This is a genomic window from Mycobacterium sp. 1465703.0, from assembly GCF_001672975.1.
GTDB lineage: Bacteria > Actinomycetota > Actinomycetes > Mycobacteriales > Mycobacteriaceae > Mycobacterium.
In genome coordinates, this window is sequence record NZ_LZKU01000017.1 from 66,140 (window position 1) to 82,096 (window position 15,957).

Consider the following 15,957-nt stretch of genomic DNA (forward strand, 5'->3'; position numbering starts at 1 on the left):
CGTCAGAAGTGGCCAAGGCCAAGGTCGTCTTCAAGATCGCGGCGCGGCGCGAACACCGGCGGCTCCGTAGGGGGCACGTCGCCGCCAAAGACATGCCGCGCGTGAGAAACAACTCCCAACACCTGCTGGGCCTCTTGCTCCAAACGTGAATTCACCGCCGGTCCTTTCGTGGAGGTGATTTGAGCCTAACCCCGTCAGATGACCCGCTCCTGCACAATTTCCGGCGCTCAAGCCGTCATCGGTCGCACTGGCCGACGAGCGATGTAACGCCCAGGCAGCGGAGCGACTCGGACCACATCACCAGAGGTCGGTGCATGCACCACCTGGTGATCTGAAATCGCCAACTGCACATGCCCAGGCCCGCCGCGGCCACCCTCACCGAAGGCGCCAAGGGGGAAAACCAGATCCCCGGCCCGCACCTGCCCCGGCGGCACCGCGACACCCTCCTTAATCTGGGAATACGTGTCGCCACCGAGCTGCACACCAGCCTGGCGCCATGCCCACTGCGTCAGCCCGGAACAGTCAAAGCTGTTGGGGCCCTTCGCGCCCCACACGTAGGGTCGACCCAGTTTACTTAGCGCCGCCTGGGCCGCCCCCGTTCCCGGCTCGCCGGGCACATTACTAGCCCCGCTCCATGAGTCGACAAGCCTCGAATGCGGATTGCGTGATCCGTGGCCGCCGAAACCACCCAACCCCGATAGACCAGACAGCATGGGTGTCCCGCCGCCGCCGCCAAAACCCCCGCCGCCAAAGGGCATCCCGCTCATCGGCATGCCGCCCATACCGCCTCTGCGGCGCGCATAGAGCATCGACCGGATCCTTGCCGCGAGCTGCGTGCCCCGAACCTTGTGCGCCTCGACGATCTGTTGTTGTTGGGCGACGCGGGCGCGCAGGGTGGCGATGAGGGCGCGTTGGCCGGCCGGGGTGGACGAGACCGGGGCCAACGTGGTGGTGTCGCTGGCGGCGCCGTTGACGACATTGCCTGAGTTGGTTCGGCCCGTCCAATCCACCTGCACCGCATCATGTATCTGGGTGCCCAGCCGGTTATCGGCAGTTGAGACAGTCCCCAAGCCGGGGCCGGCGTCGGCGGCGAAGGTGTGATAGGTCGCCGGCAGCGCACCGGATAACCCCGACATGCGGTGGTGGCTGTGGCGCACCAACTCCGCAGCACCGGCCAGCGCTGAACCACTGTGCCCGGCGGCCACCCCGCCACCAAAGCCCGGCTGGCCGAACAACGCATGCCCACGGTGCAGCACCTGGCCCACGTGCCTAACCAGCGCCTCAATCGACACACATCAAGTATCAACGCCCCCACACCCCACCAGATGCACGTTTTTTCGGGCTCAGCATGCAGAGTTCGGTAACTCTACGTCGAGCAACTCCCGGAGGAATTGTTCAGGCGCATCGAGGAAGTCCCGGGTGATCCGATAGTGTTCGGTCTCCTTATACGCGACTGGGCTGATGCCGCTGTCTGTGCACGCGTAGATGGTCGCGCCCGGGTAGGCCATGAGGATCGGCGAATGCGTCGCTATCAGAAACTGTGAACCATCGCGAACGAGATCGTGGATGCGTGCTAGCGCGGCCAGCTGGCTCGTCGGCGATAACGCTGCTTCCGGTTCATCAAGCAGGTACAGGCCATTAGCGGTGAACCTCTCGACCATCAGCGTCAAAAAGGATTCACCATGGGACTGTTCATGCAAAGAACGGCCACCGTAGGCGCCGGTGATGATGTCGGAGCCAAGCTGATCGACTTGTGTCGCAACATTAAAGAAGCTTTCCGCGCGCAAAAAGTAGCCTGTGCGGGGTTTGCGCGTACCCCGTGCAATGTCGAGATAGGCGTGCAGGTTCGAGTGGGATGCTCGAGTCGTGAAGTTGAAGTGACGGCTTCCACCTTCGGCGTTGAAGCCCAGCGCCACGGCAATAGCCTCTAGGAGAGTTGATTTGCCGGCGCCGTTGGCGCCGACGAGGAAGGTCACCTGAGAATCGAACTCCACCGTGCTCAAAGACCTGACCAGCGGCAGCGAGAATGGATAGACGTTGAAGTCGTCGACTGCGCTGCGCGCTAATCGAATGCGCTTCAAATAGATCGACACCGCACCACCTTTTCAAAGTTCACTGTTACTCACGCGCCCCCGGCGTTAGAGGTATGTGGGCGGGTCGCTTGACCCGGTGCACGTAACTGTCGGGGTCTTCCACCTCGCACATGGTGTGTGTCTTCGCATCCCATTGATAGGCGCCCGCATCGTGAAACGCCTGAAAGAGATCCACGACGTGATCTGGGTTGTAGAGCTCAAGTTGGTCGGCCGCTCTATAGACGGTGCTGGTCACTGTCCCACCGTTGTACGACCGAATGTGAAACGGCGCTCGAAAGAGCCGGTCACGGACTTCGTCGCGGGCGTCGGCGTCAGCTGCGCTGATGATCGCTCGGTAATTCCAAACGGGTTCATCGACCATGGCTATCCTTCCTCAGTCTGCGACGATGCGGCGCTTTTAAGCTTTGTCGACGATGAACGAGCCCGCTACTCCCCCGGGCCCCGCCAGGTGGCACTCCCATTGCTGCCAGGGATACAGGACTCTGCGGAACGTAATCCAGGCCTCACATTCGTTCATCGAGTTGAATAACCTGTACGCCGTCGACGGGTCCCATATGTCGCCCGGGCCTTCGCCGGGCATCGGAACCTCGGGCGCGTCCTTCGGGTACCTCAGCGCGCGGATCTGAGCGGCTACCGCACCACCCTGCTGCTGGGTGGTTTGGACAACCTGGGAGGCCTGCTGAAGCTGGCCGCGTAATGCGCTCAGGACGGCACGCTGCTCGGCGGGTGTACGCGCGGCGACGGCGGCCTGGGTGGTGGCACGGGTCTGGCCGGCGATCGCATCGAGGCGCTCGCCGCCTGCTTTGGTCACCGCGGCGGCGTCCACCACTCGGGTGGTCAAGCCCGCGTCGCTCGTCGACGCGGTCATTAGCGGTGGGATCGACCGGTCCACCATGTCGCGGTAGGACGGCAGCCCTGATCCGCCGGCCATCTCGAGCGTACGGTCACGCCCCTCCCGGGCGAGTTGCACCGCGTCGGCGATGAGGGTCGAAGTCTGGGCATCGCCCACGCCGATCGCCGGACCAAACAACGCGCGGGCGCGCGCGATCGCGGCCTGCACACCAACACAGGTCTGCACAAGCGACATACAACGATTATCCGGCCTACCGACTGCGGTGGTGTCAAAATTCACCTCAATTACTCATCAAATCCGTTGCTGTCGGCACGTGCGGCTATCGGTATCTGCGGCCCCGTCGCCGCTCAGACCATGACGCCGCCGCCGCCACCACCGACGATGTCGTGGTACATGGCGGTGGCTCTTTGGTGCTGTCGCATAATCTCGGTTAAATACCCTTGTCGGCCATGGGAATACGCCGCTTGAGCGGATGGCTCTCCGGGCCGTTGTTGGAGCCAGAAGATCGATTTCCAAATGTCGGGTGATCGCGGTCCGCCGTGATGGTCGAGCCGATTAAAAAACTCCGAGATCGCCAAGTTCGGATTACGCCGACCCGGATATGATGCGTCTTGCTGAAAAATGTCTTCCCACAAACCGTTCGGACTCTTCGCCCGCGGATTCAAATTACTTTCCTGCATGGCGTCAGCCAAAATCGCCGTCGTCTGGTATGGGGAGTAGCCGCGACGCTGGGCCTCATGAATGATGGCCGATGCCACCTCGCGTGGACTCGAATTAAGCGTTAGCGCACCCAGTGGGGTCCCGACCGGCCCCGTCGGCGCCCGCAACCCCGCGGTTGTCCCAGGCCGTGCACCCGATCGGCGGCCGAGTGCGGCGATCGGGCTGACTAACCCGCCTAGGCCACTCAATCCGCCACCGCCGCCTGCGCCGCCGCCGCGGGCGCCTCCCCCTGCGCCGAAAGGCATTCCGCCCATGGGCATCCGGCCGCGGCCGTATGAAAGCGAGCGCAGCACCGCTGCCAGTCGCGCATCACGTGCGGTGTATTCCTCAACGAGGTGTTGTTGTTGGGCGACGCGGGCGCGCAGGGTGGCGATGAGGGCGCGTTGGCCGGCCGGGGTGGACGAGACCGGGGCCAACGTGGTGGTGTCGTTGGCGGCGCCGTTGACGACATTGCCTGAGTTGGTTCGGCCCGTCCAATCCACCTGCACCGCATCATGTATCTGGGTGCCCAGCCGGTTATCGGCAGTTGAGACAGTCCCCAAGCCGGGGCCGGCGTCGGCGGCGAAGGTGTGATAGGTCGCCGGCAGCGCACCGGATAACCCCGACATGCGGTGGTGGCTGTGGCGCACCAACTCCGCAGCACCGGCCAGCGCTGAACCACTGTGCCCGGCGGCCACCCCGCCACCAAAGCCCGGCTGGCCGAACAACGCATGCCCACGGTGCAGCACCTGGCCCACGTGCCTAACCAGCGCCTCAATCGACACACATCAAGTATCAACGCCCCCACACCCCACCAGATGCACCATTTCGGCCGTCTTCACCACCGATCCGCGAAGCCCCCGCATTATATGGTCTGGCGTACGCGGCGGCTGCACAATTTAGCGCACGGCAATACCTATGCACCCCAATACGATCCAGACATGAGATTGCACCGGGCTGGCGTTGCAGCGGCCGCTGCGGTGTTGTCGCTGTGTGTCGGCTGCAGCGTCAACTCCGCCGCCACACCCGCACCTGGCCACGTCGTAGGTAACACCACCGGACCCTATCGGCTGATTCAAGAACCGGACGCCGGCTACGCACCGATCACCGACATGATCGGTGCGGCAACCCATTCAGTGCGGTTGGTCTACGAACTCAACGACGACGCCGTTGTGCAAGCGCTCATCGCCGCGCAGCGCCAACGCCACGTCAAGGTGCAAGTGCTCCTCGATGCGGCCTTCCACGGCCGCCAGACCAACCAGACCGCCTACACCAACCTGCACGACGCTGGTATCGACGTGACATGGGCGCCATCGGACACCATCTACCACGAGAAAGTCCTCGTGATCGACGACACCTCAGCAGTGGTCGGCACCGGCAATCTCGTTCGGAAATATTACCGATCGAGCCGCGATGCCTTTGTCGTCACCACGTCCCCCGCCGACGTCGACCCGATCAGAGCGACGTTCGACGACGACTACGGCGCCTTGCGCAGCCCCACCCATTCGGCCACCCCCGCCACGCCAGGTCAACGCCTCGTGTGGTCTCCCGCCGGGCGAGGACCCTTCGTAGACCAGATCGCCGCGGCCACCACCAGTTTGGACATCACCACAGAAGAACTCAAAGACGCCGCGATACTGACCGCGATCACCCACACCGCCCGCCGCGGCGTGGCCTGCCGAATCGTGCTGACCGAAGACCCGGCATGGAACCAGGCCATCAACCAAGTCTCAGCCGCCGGCTGCTCAGTGCACCTGCTACCCCGCTCTGGCGCACCGCTGTACATGCACGAAAAGCTACTGCTCACCGACCACAACTCGCTGATCATCGGCAGTCACAACCTGTCCACTGCGAGCCTGCGCGACAACCGCGAACTGTCCCTCCACCTCGACCAGAGCTGCGCCCCTGACGTCCTGGCGGCCATCGCCACCACCTTCGAACACGACTACCAACAGGCGGCTCCCGCCCCCAGCTCAGAACGTTAGGCTCCCTGATCGAAAGGACTTCACCATGATGACGACGAACATCACTGTCGAGCACGCGGAGGACCTCAAACGAGGGCATGTCACCACAGTGTCGTCGGGCGGTTGGTGCGTCACAATCTCCGGCCCCAACGTCACCGTCCCCGGGCAAGACAGCGCCGGAAAATCCATCGAGGACCTCGCAGCCTTACTCCAGGCCGCCTACCGCATGGCCGCCACTCCGATCAACAGCGGCATCGGATTACTGGCCCGTGTTCGCACATCGCTGTCCGAGCCGCTGATGGCCGACCTCGTCGCCGTTCTGCGCGCCGCGCAGCGCCTTGCCGCCCAGCAATGGAACCGGGCATCACGCGACGTCTATCGATGCCTCGCACTGGCGTGGCGCAACACCGGCATGGCTGTGCCGTACACCCTTCTGGTCGCGGCCTTGCGAGCAGGCCTGCCGCCGTCGACCACGCTGTGCGATTTCAACAGTGACGCCAACCTGCATAGTGTCCACGCGCTCTTTGAGATCGCGATCGCCCGCCTGACAAACGGCGCCGCAGCAGTACACGTTGCTTGAGGACACCGCCCGGGCGGTGAAGCACGCTCACAATGCCGATGCTCCCGGGCTGCGTGATTTGCTTAAGCGAAGCGCAGCAGCTGCCAGATCTGGTGAGTCCGAACAGGAATCAGGCCCGTAGTCTCACAGTTCCAGACCTGGTCCCTCTTCGCGTTGAGTCTTACGCTGATGTCTGGACAGCAAGACGCGCGCTGCTCGGCGCCCCGCACAACTAAACAGTCCCGGCGCCGGGGTCGAGTGTTATCTAGGTTTCGTCGGTGAGCTCGGCGATCAGCGCCTCGATGCGGCGCTCGTCCCCCGCGGTGACGGGTTGTTCGTATTCAGCGGCCACAACCACATCCGGTGCGACGTCCATCGCGCCTGCGGCCTCGGCGACGCTGAAAGCAGCGCCCGTCCGCGCGGTGTAGAGCCGCTGGCCCAGCGTGGCGCCTGGGGCCGCCGCCGCCCGCACCATCAGATCGCCGTATCGCTGTCGGACCAGCCGCAACGCCTTAATCACCTCTGGTGAGCCTTGGCTGCTGCGCACCGCGCGTGCCGTGATCGCCTCTACGGTGCGTAGGTCGGCAAGCACCCGGCGCACGCGCTCTGGAAAGGCCTCCTCGTGGTCGTCGGGAAGCGCATCGGCCGAGGCCAGTACTTGTTCGACCGCCACAGTAACTGCGTCCGTAATCACCGTGCCGGCCTCGGACTCGTTGCGGACTGGTTCGATAGCGCCGCTTACGACGGCTGTTCTGCCGTCATATAGTTTGGCGAGCGTGCCGGGCGGCCACTGAACAACCTGCTCGAGCTTGGCTCGGGTGCGTTCACGGGGCCACGACCGCCCCTTTTCAAAGGCGATCAAATTGGGCGCGCCGATGATTCCTTGCTTTGCCAATTGGCGCTGTGAAATGCCCAGTTCTTCCCGGCGGGCGGCGAACGCCGCACCGGCGCGGGCCACGCCGACCGTGTCCGCGTCGTCGTGCATCGCGTCAGTGTATCGGTTGCCTGGCGTAGCCCCATAGAGCTGGTCAGCGACACGTCTGTATTGCTGATTACGTTTGCTGCTTACGTTAGCGCTTACACGTAGTCGGCTGCACGCTTATGTTTATGCTTGCAGTGCTTACGTTATGGCGCTAACGTTAGCGCCCATCTAGTGATAACGCTCAGTGGGAGGAGCGACCGTGACCGTCATTTTGGAACTACCACCCGTACTCACCGCCAGCCCCTGCGTGGCCGACCCAGACCGCTGGGCCGACGGCGGCAACGACCCCACCCTCAAGGCCCTGTGCCGAGGGTGCCCCCGCCGATGGCTGTGCGCGAAGGAAGCCCTGCACACCCCAGGTATCGAAGGCTTAGTCGCCGGGGTGCACGTCCCGAAAGAGGGTCGCACGCGCATGTTCGCGTTGCGCCAACTGCAATCGCTGGCCGCTTACGCCGGCTATGCCGATCAGCCCACCATCCCCTAACCGGCGCCACCCAGCGACCAGTGTCGCTGCCCGCGCATCGATTCCGCCGTGGCACAACCGTCACACCATTCGCAATCGGCTGGGTTCCCCGACACCATCCGCCGGGGCCTTCCTTACCCAGGAGGTCCACATGACCACCATCCTCACCCCCGCCCCACCAGCCCTGGAATCGGCGCTGCGCGCCGGGCTGCGCTGGCTTTATGCCACCAAACAACCCTCGGACGCCCTGGTGGAACGCCGTGGCGCCAAGCTCATCACCACCGAACGGACCTTGCGCTTCGTCCCGGTCAGCGCCGACGGCAACCCGCTCATCGTCGTCGACCTGCCCACCGTGCACTGGGGCGTCGGCAACTTCAGCCCACCTCTTAACGCGCTGCCCCCGAACGAATTACCAACTCTGGCAGGTGAATTAGCGGAATTGGACATCCCCACCAGTGCGCTGCACTATCACGGCATCACCGGCACCATCGCACTGGACGTCCCCGCCCACCCCAGCCTTCAAGAGGCCGTACGCCGTTACGACCGCGGCTGCCCGTGGCATCACACGCAGGTCTGCGAAGCCCCAATACGCGACGGCGGCCAGGCCTGCCCCTGGCATGCCGATGGCCACAACAGGGCCATTTGGCCGGCGATAACCGAAACGGAATCCCCTGCGCGACCACGCAAACCATGATGTCACCGTCACTGCTGTCGCACGTTCTTGCTAGTGACCGCCCCGGCACTGCCAGCAGAGATCGCAACGCACGCACAGGAATTGTGATGCAGGCCAATGCCTCCCAACACACCACCAGACCGCGGCGCCGCACAGACGACCAAGGGGACAAAAGTGCCGTGGATTGTTGCTGTTGCACCAAGGCCAGCTCGGCCAACTATCGTGGGCCGGTCCGGGACGCAAGCGTCACGACACTCCAGCAGGCTGCGCCGCGTCGCGAGCAGAAGAACATGGGCTGCCGACGCGATCAATCGCTCACAGTGAAAAGTGTTGCGCTCCATACCCGCGAAGGTCGCGCTGGCTGCCGATGCCCTAACAGCGTGGGTAAGGGCCCGTTATGGGAGGTCAACCGCGCCGCACCGCAAAGTGACGGCTGTGACGGATGGTGCGGCGTGTCACCGAGGGAATCGAGGTCGAATGAGGCATGCTAGCGCCGAGCGGATATCCGCCATCGAATACCCGGCGGATATCCGCCGGTATGGGAAAACTTCGACCCTAGTGAGAGGACACACCTGGCCGCGACGCTAGTGGCCGCCCGAAATCACCGCAATACCACGTAAATAAAGCGCAGATAAGAGCCCCTAAACGGCAAAACCCCCGGCCGTCAGGCCGAGGGCAGCCGGTTCGAGCTGCAACTCGAACCAATTGGGTGCTCTCGCGAAAATCCCCACCTCGAAGGGAATCGTCATGAAAGACGCATTCCACGGTAGCGCACGCCCTGAAAACGGTCTAGTTACCGCGTCCCGTGGATCCACCAGAACTGTCACCCATCCCTATCGCGGCAGCACCCCCGGCGCCCGCCGTCGCGGCACCGCCCGAACCGCGCCGTTATGGATTCAACGCGCAGGCAGCCACTGCTTCGATCGCGTCCCAAATATCGTTCTCGAACTCGACGTGATTTGGGCGGCCATTCCGTGCTGGAGTGGGCGGGCCCAACGGTGGGCGCAGACCACGGTGCCGATGGCGTACAAGCTGCGCTACGACACCCACGTACGTCCTGTCATGCCCAACAACCCCGTCAGCTTGAAAACCCTTGTCGCCGTGGCTGAGGCACGCGCGTCTTTCGCCGACCACCGCACCGGCCGCAACTGTCGACCCACCAACGCACGGCTGGCGCAAATGACCCACCTTTCCGTTCGGACAGTGCAGCGTGCCTCAACCGCACTGCGGCTCTTGGGAGTTGCGACCGAAGTCATGCGTGGTCGGCAGCGCACCAGGGCCGAACGATTCGCAAGCTGGCGGGTTGGGGACAAAGGCCGCGGATGGGCTTCGGTGTGGGCCTTACATGACTGCCGAATTCAAGCGCTGTCACCCCATCCCGGAGGGTCTCTTTTAACCCAAAAACCCTCCCGTAAATCATTACTTACGACCCGACACCGGCGCTCCGCCGCCGGTCGCAGCGCCGCTCCGCGGCGCACCAGCCTCGATCCCAAAGGGCTGGCTCTGGCAAACAATTGGGTACGTAGCGAGCAAAGCCCGCCGTGGGCACGTCGGTATCGGACCGGCACTCCCTGGGCGAAAGTCGTGACTAAGGCCGCCCAGCACGGTTGGACACCGCGGGATCTCAACACCCTCATCCAAGACTGGGTGGGCACCGGACATTGGATACCCGACAGCCCGCATAAACCCATCGGATTACTCGGGGCCATACTCGCTGCACACGGTGACCTGACCAACCGCCCCTCGGCCTATGACGTCGCTCGAGAGCAAGAAGAGGTCGAGCAGGCACGGGCACGCATCACCGCGCAACTCGCCGCTCGCGAAGCTAACCGGAAGGCGCGCGAGGCCGGCCGAGAAGCGTTGTCGGGCCCGGGGCGCGCAGCGGCCCGAAAAGCCTTGGAGAAGATACGGGAACGAAGGCTGCGTCGTCGCTACGAGGAACCCTTTCGGGACAACCCATGATGAGCCATTCCCCTGTTCGCCCCAAAGTGGCCTGCCGACGCGATCCCGAGCGGTGGTTTGACCGGCGGCGCCGTGGCGATGCACTGGCTGAATGCGTTCAGTGCCCGGTACGGTCGTGGTGTGCTCGAGAGGCGTTGAAATGTAAGGCTTCGTGGGGCGTTTGGGCAGGCGTCTGGATCGACGGACACCACCACGACGCGGCGCCCTACCTCGAGGCCATCGCCGAGAATCTCAGACTCGCCGACGGCGGCGATCCTGAGCCGGCAGAACCTCGCCCGCCGCTGCATGACGAAACCAACAGTCACCACCCCCCGGCCTATACGCCACTAGTGAGGCCGGCGGCACCTATCGCCTCACGCTCGACGGCGGCGCGAGTGCTAGCGCGGAGCTCGGGTAGCTGTGAGGTTTTCACCGAGGGCTGCCACTACACCTTCGATCGTCTCGTGAGCCGCTGCCCCACCCGGGATCTGACTGAAAACCTCTCCCCCACAGAAGTGTTCGCCGCCTGCGTGGCATGCGCAGACACCATAACGTGCATGGAACCACGCCTGGCGCAATGGTCCGGTTATGTCATCGACGCCCACCGGGATCCAACGTCGATACCGTTTCACTGGCGCGCATCGCGATGGGTGCTGTTTGAGCGCGACGGGTGGCTGACCGAGATCCGCACAGACGTGCAGACCGCCTGAGAGCCTTAACCGCGGTTAATCTGCGGCACGCGCGGTCATCCGCCGTCGCCGCGCCAGTGCATCCTCCACGAGATCCGAAGCGAAATCCTGTGCGGTGAGCAGCACGTCGTCGCGTTTAGCATGCAACCACGCTTGACGAAGCCGCTCCGCGGTGGTCGATCGCAGCCTCAGAGTGCGAGGAGCCTTGACCTCGGCTGCGGCGGAAGGCCGACGAGCTGGTGGCAGCGCGCTTGCGGACACAGGGCTACTTTCCGTCACTGTGACGGCGAGTGGCGGTACATTCTGCTCAGGGGCCTCGGCGCTCTCAGCCGTCTTGCGGGTCTGGGCCCCAGCGGTCGACAACATGCCGAGTACGGCGGCGGCGGTGTCCTTTTTAGGCATGATGCTTTCCTCGATTCCGTCGGCCCTCATCAACGAGGGTCATCACTTCAACGGTGAAACTCGCGTACGCATGCGCCAGATCCGGATCGGCTTCAAGGTCTCCAAGGACCACCTGGTCGGAGACCATCCGTTCGGCCGCAGTACGTTTCGGGATCATCGTTGCAAAAATGGGAAGCCCATCATTGCGCAGCGCATGCAGAGTTTCCCGACTGATCAGCGTTGACGGTTCGTACTTCGTCAGCAGGACACCCAGGAAGGCTGCCGAAAGAACTCGATGCTGTCGCAGCGTAGAAGACCACTCCAAGAACATGTTGACCCCTCGCCTACCCCACTTGCTGGCATCGGTCGGCACGACGAACCAGTCAGCAGCGTTGAGCGCGGTGATCACCAGTTGGCCCAGGTTCGGCGAAAGGTCGAGCACGATCGCGTCGTAGTCCTGATACACCGGCGCAAGCGCCATCGCCAACTGCTCCTCGCGCCGGTGCATCGTCACGAGCTCCTGGTCCAATTTGGCGACAGCAAGGGTGGAGGGAACGAGATCGAGATTCTCCAAGCGCGTCTTACGCCGGACCTTATCGATCGGTGCGCCCTCGCCGATCAAGTCATAGATGTCGAACTCGACGTCGTCGTCGGGGTCGAACATCGACGTCGAATTGCCTTGAGGGTCACAGTCGGTGAGCAAGGTGCGCCACCCGGCTTGTGCCAGGCCGGCGGCAAGGTTCACTGCGGTGAAGGACTTCCCTACCCCGCCCTTGTGATTAGCGATCGCAATCACTTCCGCTTTCACGATAATCACTCCTTTAACATTCGCCTCATCTATTACACCAAAGTGACCATGTGTCTGGGTGATCTGGCGATGGCGTGTCGGCGTGATGTGATCGCTGGGTGATGACGTGACGGGATGACCCCGTGGCGAGGTGACGGCGTCATCGAGTGACGTCGCGACCAGGTGATCGTGTTTTCCGGTCATTCGGTCATCTGGTCATCCGGTGATGCGGTGATGCGGTGATGCGGTGAGGAAATCATCGAATCACCGAGTCACCGAGTTGCGTGGTGCTTCGGAGATGCGGTGACTGTGTCACTGGATGATCAAGCGATCCAGTGATCGGGGTGCAGGGTGATCGAGTCGCGTAGTGATGAGGCGATCGGGCGATTCAGTGCCTGTGTGATTCCATCACCCGATCGCTGCATCACCAAGTGCGGTCGTGATTCACTCACATAGTGATCGACTGACACGGTGATTCGATGATGGTGCGGCGCTGCGATTTGATCTTCTGGTGATATTGCGATGTGGTGATCGAGTGACCCGATCATCCGGTGATGGAGTATCGCCTAGAGCGCGCGGAACAGATAAGCCGCACCCCGAGACCACCCGCTGAAGATCGGCGTCACCGTGACGAAAGCCGTCCAATCGGGGCTGCCCACAGACTCTGCGGCTTGGGGCCGTGACGGCGCACGCCGGGTCGACAATGGGGGAGTGGTGCTCGATCGGCCTTGGCCTGCTGGCTCTGAGCCGCTGCACGAGTGGGCCGCCCGCTGGGCTCATTGGGACGGGGAGTGATACGGCGTAACGCCGATCGACCGCCGGTTCGCTACTCATGGGCTGGGCACCTAACCGCCTGGCCGGCGTAGGAATCCGGCTGACATCCGGGAGGTATGAGACTGCTGCGTCTTAACCGCGGTTAAGACGGCCGCCACTAATTCCCGACAGCGCCTCGATCGAGCGCCCGCTCACACTCAGCGCGCGCCGGCGCGTTCGGCCCCCGATCGTGGCTCTCGTGAGCATGCTCGACCTGCCGAGGGGACCGTCCATCAACCGCATCGGAGCCCAACTGGGCGAACCGGCTGCGCAGCTGATCGGCGCGAGCAAGCAGGGTATGTACCGCGTACGGGCGGGTGCTGTCCAAACTCAGCACGGCGGGCGCTGTCCGCAGCTCGGATGCGGCCAGGCCGAGAATCACCATGGTCGCTGGCGTGAAGCCGCTTCGTTCATCAACGGCCAGCTCGTCGATCCAGTCTCGGTCCTCGACGTTGAAGCGCGCGGCTTGCTCGATGAGACCGGCGATGACCGCCCGCAATTCGTCGCGGTGGTTGGCCAGCCAGGCCGCCTCGACGGGTAACCGCTCGCAGCGCTCGCGTTCTGCGCGGCGCGAGTCTCGGGCGATCTTCTCGTCGGGACGGTCATAGCGCAGCAGACACTCGAGCCGGTCGATGCGATCGAGAACGCCTTGCTTGCCCACTCCCACCTGCGATCCGAGCTGTGAGAGGAAAATGCCACGATCGCGTCCGGCCTTCAAGAAGTGGAGCTCGCGCCGGCGATCCTCCCACCACAGCCAGTTGTTGAGCGTCAGGGCGTCACAGACGTCTGCCTGCAACACCCATCGGGGGATCTCCCGGTGGCTGTATTTCTGCAGGTAGTCGAGGACTTCGCGGGGGTCGGATTCCGGTGAGTCAGGCAGCTTTTCGCGGTACCGGTCCTCGACTTTCGCCCGCCTCCTTGCGATCCTCACAATGGCCGCACCGACCTCATGTCTGTGCACCTTGGGTCGGGCGGCCACCCTGTCAGTATTTCACTGACGCATAGGGCGGCCGGGTAACGACATCCGTGTGTTGTTTACCGCATGAGAGCCGAGCAGATCCTGAGTTGCAGCAGCGCATCCCGACTTCCTGGAAAGCTGAATCCGTTGTGCCCATGGCAGCTTCGGCGTGAAAGATCAAGCGAACGTCACCGCCGTGTGGGGCTCGGACCGAACCTGCGTACTTAACCGCGGTTAAGTCCGCAGTCCCGGAAGGTGATCGTTGCGGTCGGCGCCTTAGCGGTCCGATCTCGATGGGCTGATGAAAAGGGGCCGTTGGCTCTCTGAGGCAATGAGATTGGTTCCGGCGTGTCCACCCGACACGATGGGATGCGGCCCCGTAGACTGCCGCTGTCTCATCCGAAGTACCCCGAATCGCGGGGGAAGCATACGGAAGGCCAGTTATGGCTGTTCACGTCGTTCTCAACCAGAAGGGCGGCGTCGGCAAGAGCACGATCGCCGTCAATTTAGCCGCGGTCACCGCCGACGTCCTCAATCACGATGACGACCCGAACTCAAGCTCACCCGTCGCGGCGGTCTCCGTCGACCCGCAAGGCTCGGCAGTGTGGTGGGCCGCTCGTATCGACGATCTTCCTTTTCATATCGTTCAGGCCCACGAAGATATTGACGGCCTTAAGCGCCTAGGTGAGCTTCCCGGTATCCAGCATGTCTACGTTGACACTCCCGGCTGGATCGACTTGGACTCGGGCAACGGCACTGCCGATCCGCTAGGGCGCGGTCCCGCCGCCGATGCCCTGCGAGTGGTCCTCGACGTCGCTGACTCGGTCATTGTTCCGATCGAAACCGAGCCGCTGAGTTTCGACCCGACCGCCCGCACCATCAACAAGGTGATTGCGCCCCGGGGGATTCCCTACCTCGTGGTGATCAATAACTGGGACCCGCGCGACGGCATGCACGATCTCAACGAGACAAAAGAATTCATCAGAGCTAACGGTTGGCCGTTGGCCCACACCGTGATTCGTCACTACAAACTGCACGCGCGGGCCAGCGCCGACGGGCAGGTGGTGACCGAATATCCACTGAATCGTGTTGCGCTGCAGGCACGGGAAGACTTCTACAAGTTTGCGCTGGAGCTCAACGTCGGAGGTGGGCACTGATGGCACGCGGGCAGCGCACCAACCTCGCCTCGCTCGCCAACCGGGTGGGCGACAACTCACCGGTCGAGCAGATGACCCCGATGCACGGTCGCACCGCATTGCTGACAGATCTCACACCCAATCCGCGTAACCCGCGCGATGACGTCGGCGATCTTTCCGATCTCGAATCCATCACCGACATGCAGCTTCAACCCGCCGTCGTGGTCACCTCGAGTGCCTATCTGAGGTTGTATCCCGAAGACACGATTACGACACGCTTTGTGGTGGTCAACGGATGCCGGCGTCTGGCTGCCGCACACAAGTACGGCCGCACTGATCTGGCCATTGTCGTCAACGACGAGATCGCCCGCGACCGCGTCACGCTGATCTCAGCATCGATTGCCGAGAACGTTGATCGGCAGGACTTCGATGTCATCGAGGAAGCCAAAGCCGTGGAATCCCTCGTGCAGGAGTGCGGCAGCGGGGTAGAGGCAGCTAACCGGCTCCGCAAGACCCAAGCCTGGGTATCACAGCGGCGCGCGTTACTGGAACTCGCACCACAACTGCAAACCGCGTTGCGCCGAGGCGAATTGGCGATCCGGGAAGCTCGCACCTTGGCGCGCGTGCCCCTCGAGCAGCAAGTCGCACGCTGGCAGGCTGCACAAGAGAAAAAGAACAATGACGGCAAGCAGCACGGCGCACCCGACAAGCGCTTCACCTCGTCTCGGGTTATCGCCAACGCGCTCAATGAATTCGAATCGAAACCTCAACTGCTCGCGGACGCCCTTCGCACTCACTTGGGCGAAGATGGGGTGAAGACACTCGTGGCCGTGCTCTCCGATGCGGCCGCGGCGGTGTAGCCCAAACCGCCGCACCGTCACGTGACAAAATGACGCCGAGCTGGGGGGCAGCGCGGACGAAACGACGTGCAGCGACACCGCTATCGCTAATCGCGACACCGCGGAG

The 15,957-nt window shown here is 63.3% G+C and carries 17 protein-coding genes and 1 pseudogene; 9 read left to right on the forward strand and 9 right to left on the reverse strand.

What is annotated here, in order from left to right:
* Window positions 1–2: 2 nt before the first annotated feature.
* The 6 genes from A5625_RS29440 to A5625_RS01530 form a co-directional block, all read right to left on the reverse strand.
* Complete coding sequence (locus A5625_RS29440; protein ID WP_197515915.1) at window positions 3–155, reverse strand: hypothetical protein; 153 nt, start codon at window positions 153–155, stop codon at window positions 3–5.
* 72 nt (window positions 156–227) lie between these two features.
* Window positions 228–1,292 (reverse strand): C40 family peptidase, encoded by a 1,065-nt coding sequence (locus tag A5625_RS30510; protein WP_066988616.1) that lies wholly within the window; start codon window positions 1,290–1,292, stop codon window positions 228–230.
* Window positions 1,293–1,343: 51 nt separating this feature from the next.
* Window positions 1,344–2,093, reverse strand: a complete 750-nt coding sequence (locus A5625_RS01515; RefSeq protein WP_066988617.1) for an AAA family ATPase — start codon at window positions 2,091–2,093, stop codon at window positions 1,344–1,346.
* A 25-nt stretch (window positions 2,094–2,118) separates the two neighbouring features.
* Window positions 2,119–2,454: a hypothetical protein gene (locus A5625_RS01520; protein WP_066988618.1), complete on the reverse strand. Its 336-nt coding sequence runs from the start codon at window positions 2,452–2,454 to the stop codon at window positions 2,119–2,121.
* Window positions 2,455–2,490: 36 nt separating this feature from the next.
* The gene (locus tag A5625_RS01525; protein ID WP_066988619.1) at window positions 2,491–3,180 is read right to left on the reverse strand and encodes a DUF4226 domain-containing protein; all 690 of its coding nucleotides are present in this window, start codon (window positions 3,178–3,180) and stop codon (window positions 2,491–2,493) included.
* Window positions 3,181–3,293: 113 nt separating this feature from the next.
* Window positions 3,294–4,430, reverse strand: a complete 1,137-nt coding sequence (locus tag A5625_RS01530) for a hypothetical protein (protein ID WP_197515916.1) — start codon at window positions 4,428–4,430, stop codon at window positions 3,294–3,296.
* A gap of 156 nt (window positions 4,431–4,586) precedes the next feature.
* Between A5625_RS01530 and A5625_RS01535 the strand changes: the two genes are divergently transcribed.
* Window positions 4,587–5,630: a phosphatidylserine/phosphatidylglycerophosphate/cardiolipin synthase family protein gene (locus A5625_RS01535; protein ID WP_197515917.1), complete on the forward strand. Its 1,044-nt coding sequence runs from the start codon at window positions 4,587–4,589 to the stop codon at window positions 5,628–5,630.
* A 25-nt stretch (window positions 5,631–5,655) separates the two neighbouring features.
* A complete protein-coding gene (locus tag A5625_RS01540) occupies window positions 5,656–6,189 on the forward strand; it encodes a hypothetical protein (protein WP_066988622.1) in 534 nt (177 codons plus the stop codon).
* Window positions 6,190–6,433: 244 nt separating this feature from the next.
* On the opposite strand, the gene A5625_RS01545 is transcribed toward A5625_RS01540, so the two are convergent.
* The gene (locus A5625_RS01545) at window positions 6,434–7,126 is read right to left on the reverse strand and encodes an XRE family transcriptional regulator (protein WP_369829965.1); all 693 of its coding nucleotides are present in this window, start codon (window positions 7,124–7,126) and stop codon (window positions 6,434–6,436) included.
* A gap of 223 nt (window positions 7,127–7,349) precedes the next feature.
* Between A5625_RS01545 and A5625_RS01550 the strand changes: the two genes are divergently transcribed.
* From A5625_RS01550 to A5625_RS29860, 5 genes and pseudogenes are all read left to right on the forward strand, one after another.
* Window positions 7,350–7,634 carry a transcription factor WhiB gene (locus tag A5625_RS01550; protein ID WP_066988624.1) on the forward strand — a complete coding sequence of 95 codons (285 nt, stop codon included), beginning with the start codon at window positions 7,350–7,352 and terminating at the stop codon, window positions 7,632–7,634.
* A gap of 130 nt (window positions 7,635–7,764) precedes the next feature.
* The gene (locus A5625_RS01555; protein ID WP_066988625.1) at window positions 7,765–8,307 is read left to right on the forward strand and encodes a hypothetical protein; all 543 of its coding nucleotides are present in this window, start codon (window positions 7,765–7,767) and stop codon (window positions 8,305–8,307) included.
* Window positions 8,308–9,870: 1,563 nt separating this feature from the next.
* On the forward strand, window positions 9,871–10,248 hold the full coding sequence (locus tag A5625_RS29850) for a hypothetical protein (RefSeq protein WP_232003327.1): 378 nt from the start codon (window positions 9,871–9,873) through the stop codon (window positions 10,246–10,248).
* Window positions 10,248–10,409 (forward strand): annotated as a pseudogene (locus A5625_RS29855) (WhiB family transcriptional regulator); the annotation flags it as partial. The gene A5625_RS29850 and the pseudogene A5625_RS29855, both read left to right, overlap by 1 nt.
* Window positions 10,410–10,784: 375 nt before the next feature.
* On the forward strand, window positions 10,785–10,937 hold the full coding sequence (locus A5625_RS29860) for a hypothetical protein (RefSeq protein WP_232003341.1): 153 nt from the start codon (window positions 10,785–10,787) through the stop codon (window positions 10,935–10,937).
* A 373-nt stretch (window positions 10,938–11,310) separates the two neighbouring features.
* On the opposite strand, the gene A5625_RS01565 is transcribed toward A5625_RS29860, so the two are convergent.
* Window positions 11,311–12,288, reverse strand: coding sequence for a ParA family protein (locus tag A5625_RS01565; RefSeq protein ID WP_232003329.1), 978 nt, complete (start codon window positions 12,286–12,288; stop codon window positions 11,311–11,313).
* Window positions 12,289–13,015: 727 nt separating this feature from the next.
* On the reverse strand, window positions 13,016–13,828 hold the full coding sequence (locus A5625_RS01575) for a hypothetical protein (RefSeq protein WP_232003331.1): 813 nt from the start codon (window positions 13,826–13,828) through the stop codon (window positions 13,016–13,018).
* A 470-nt stretch (window positions 13,829–14,298) separates the two neighbouring features.
* On the opposite strand from A5625_RS01575, the gene A5625_RS01580 reads away from it, so the two are divergent.
* Together A5625_RS01580 and A5625_RS01585 are read left to right on the forward strand one after the other, a co-directional pair.
* Window positions 14,299–15,012: a ParA family protein gene (locus A5625_RS01580; protein ID WP_066988628.1), complete on the forward strand. Its 714-nt coding sequence runs from the start codon at window positions 14,299–14,301 to the stop codon at window positions 15,010–15,012.
* Window positions 15,012–15,851: a ParB N-terminal domain-containing protein gene (locus tag A5625_RS01585; protein WP_066988629.1), complete on the forward strand. Its 840-nt coding sequence runs from the start codon at window positions 15,012–15,014 to the stop codon at window positions 15,849–15,851. The genes A5625_RS01580 and A5625_RS01585 overlap by 1 nt, the downstream gene beginning before the upstream one ends.
* The last annotated feature ends 106 nt before the right edge of the window (window positions 15,852–15,957 follow it).

Coding starts and splice junctions, on each gene's coding strand:
- A5625_RS01555 (WP_066988625.1), top strand. CDS start 7,765: ATGACCACCATCCTCACCCCCGCCCCACCAGCCCTGGAATCGGCGCTG.
- A5625_RS01580 (WP_066988628.1), top strand. CDS start 14,299: ATGGCTGTTCACGTCGTTCTCAACCAGAAGGGCGGCGTCGGCAAGAGC.
- A5625_RS01585 (WP_066988629.1), top strand. CDS start 15,012: ATGGCACGCGGGCAGCGCACCAACCTCGCCTCGCTCGCCAACCGGGTG.
- A5625_RS01535 (WP_197515917.1), top strand. CDS start 4,587: ATGAGATTGCACCGGGCTGGCGTTGCAGCGGCCGCTGCGGTGTTGTCG.
- A5625_RS01565 (WP_232003329.1), bottom strand. CDS start 12,288: ATGACCGGAAAACACGATCACCTGGTCGCGACGTCACTCGATGACGCC.
- A5625_RS01540 (WP_066988622.1), top strand. CDS start 5,656: ATGATGACGACGAACATCACTGTCGAGCACGCGGAGGACCTCAAACGA.
- A5625_RS01520 (WP_066988618.1), bottom strand. CDS start 2,454: ATGGTCGATGAACCCGTTTGGAATTACCGAGCGATCATCAGCGCAGCT.
- A5625_RS29860 (WP_232003341.1), top strand. CDS start 10,785: ATGGAACCACGCCTGGCGCAATGGTCCGGTTATGTCATCGACGCCCAC.
- A5625_RS01525 (WP_066988619.1), bottom strand. CDS start 3,180: ATGTCGCTTGTGCAGACCTGTGTTGGTGTGCAGGCCGCGATCGCGCGC.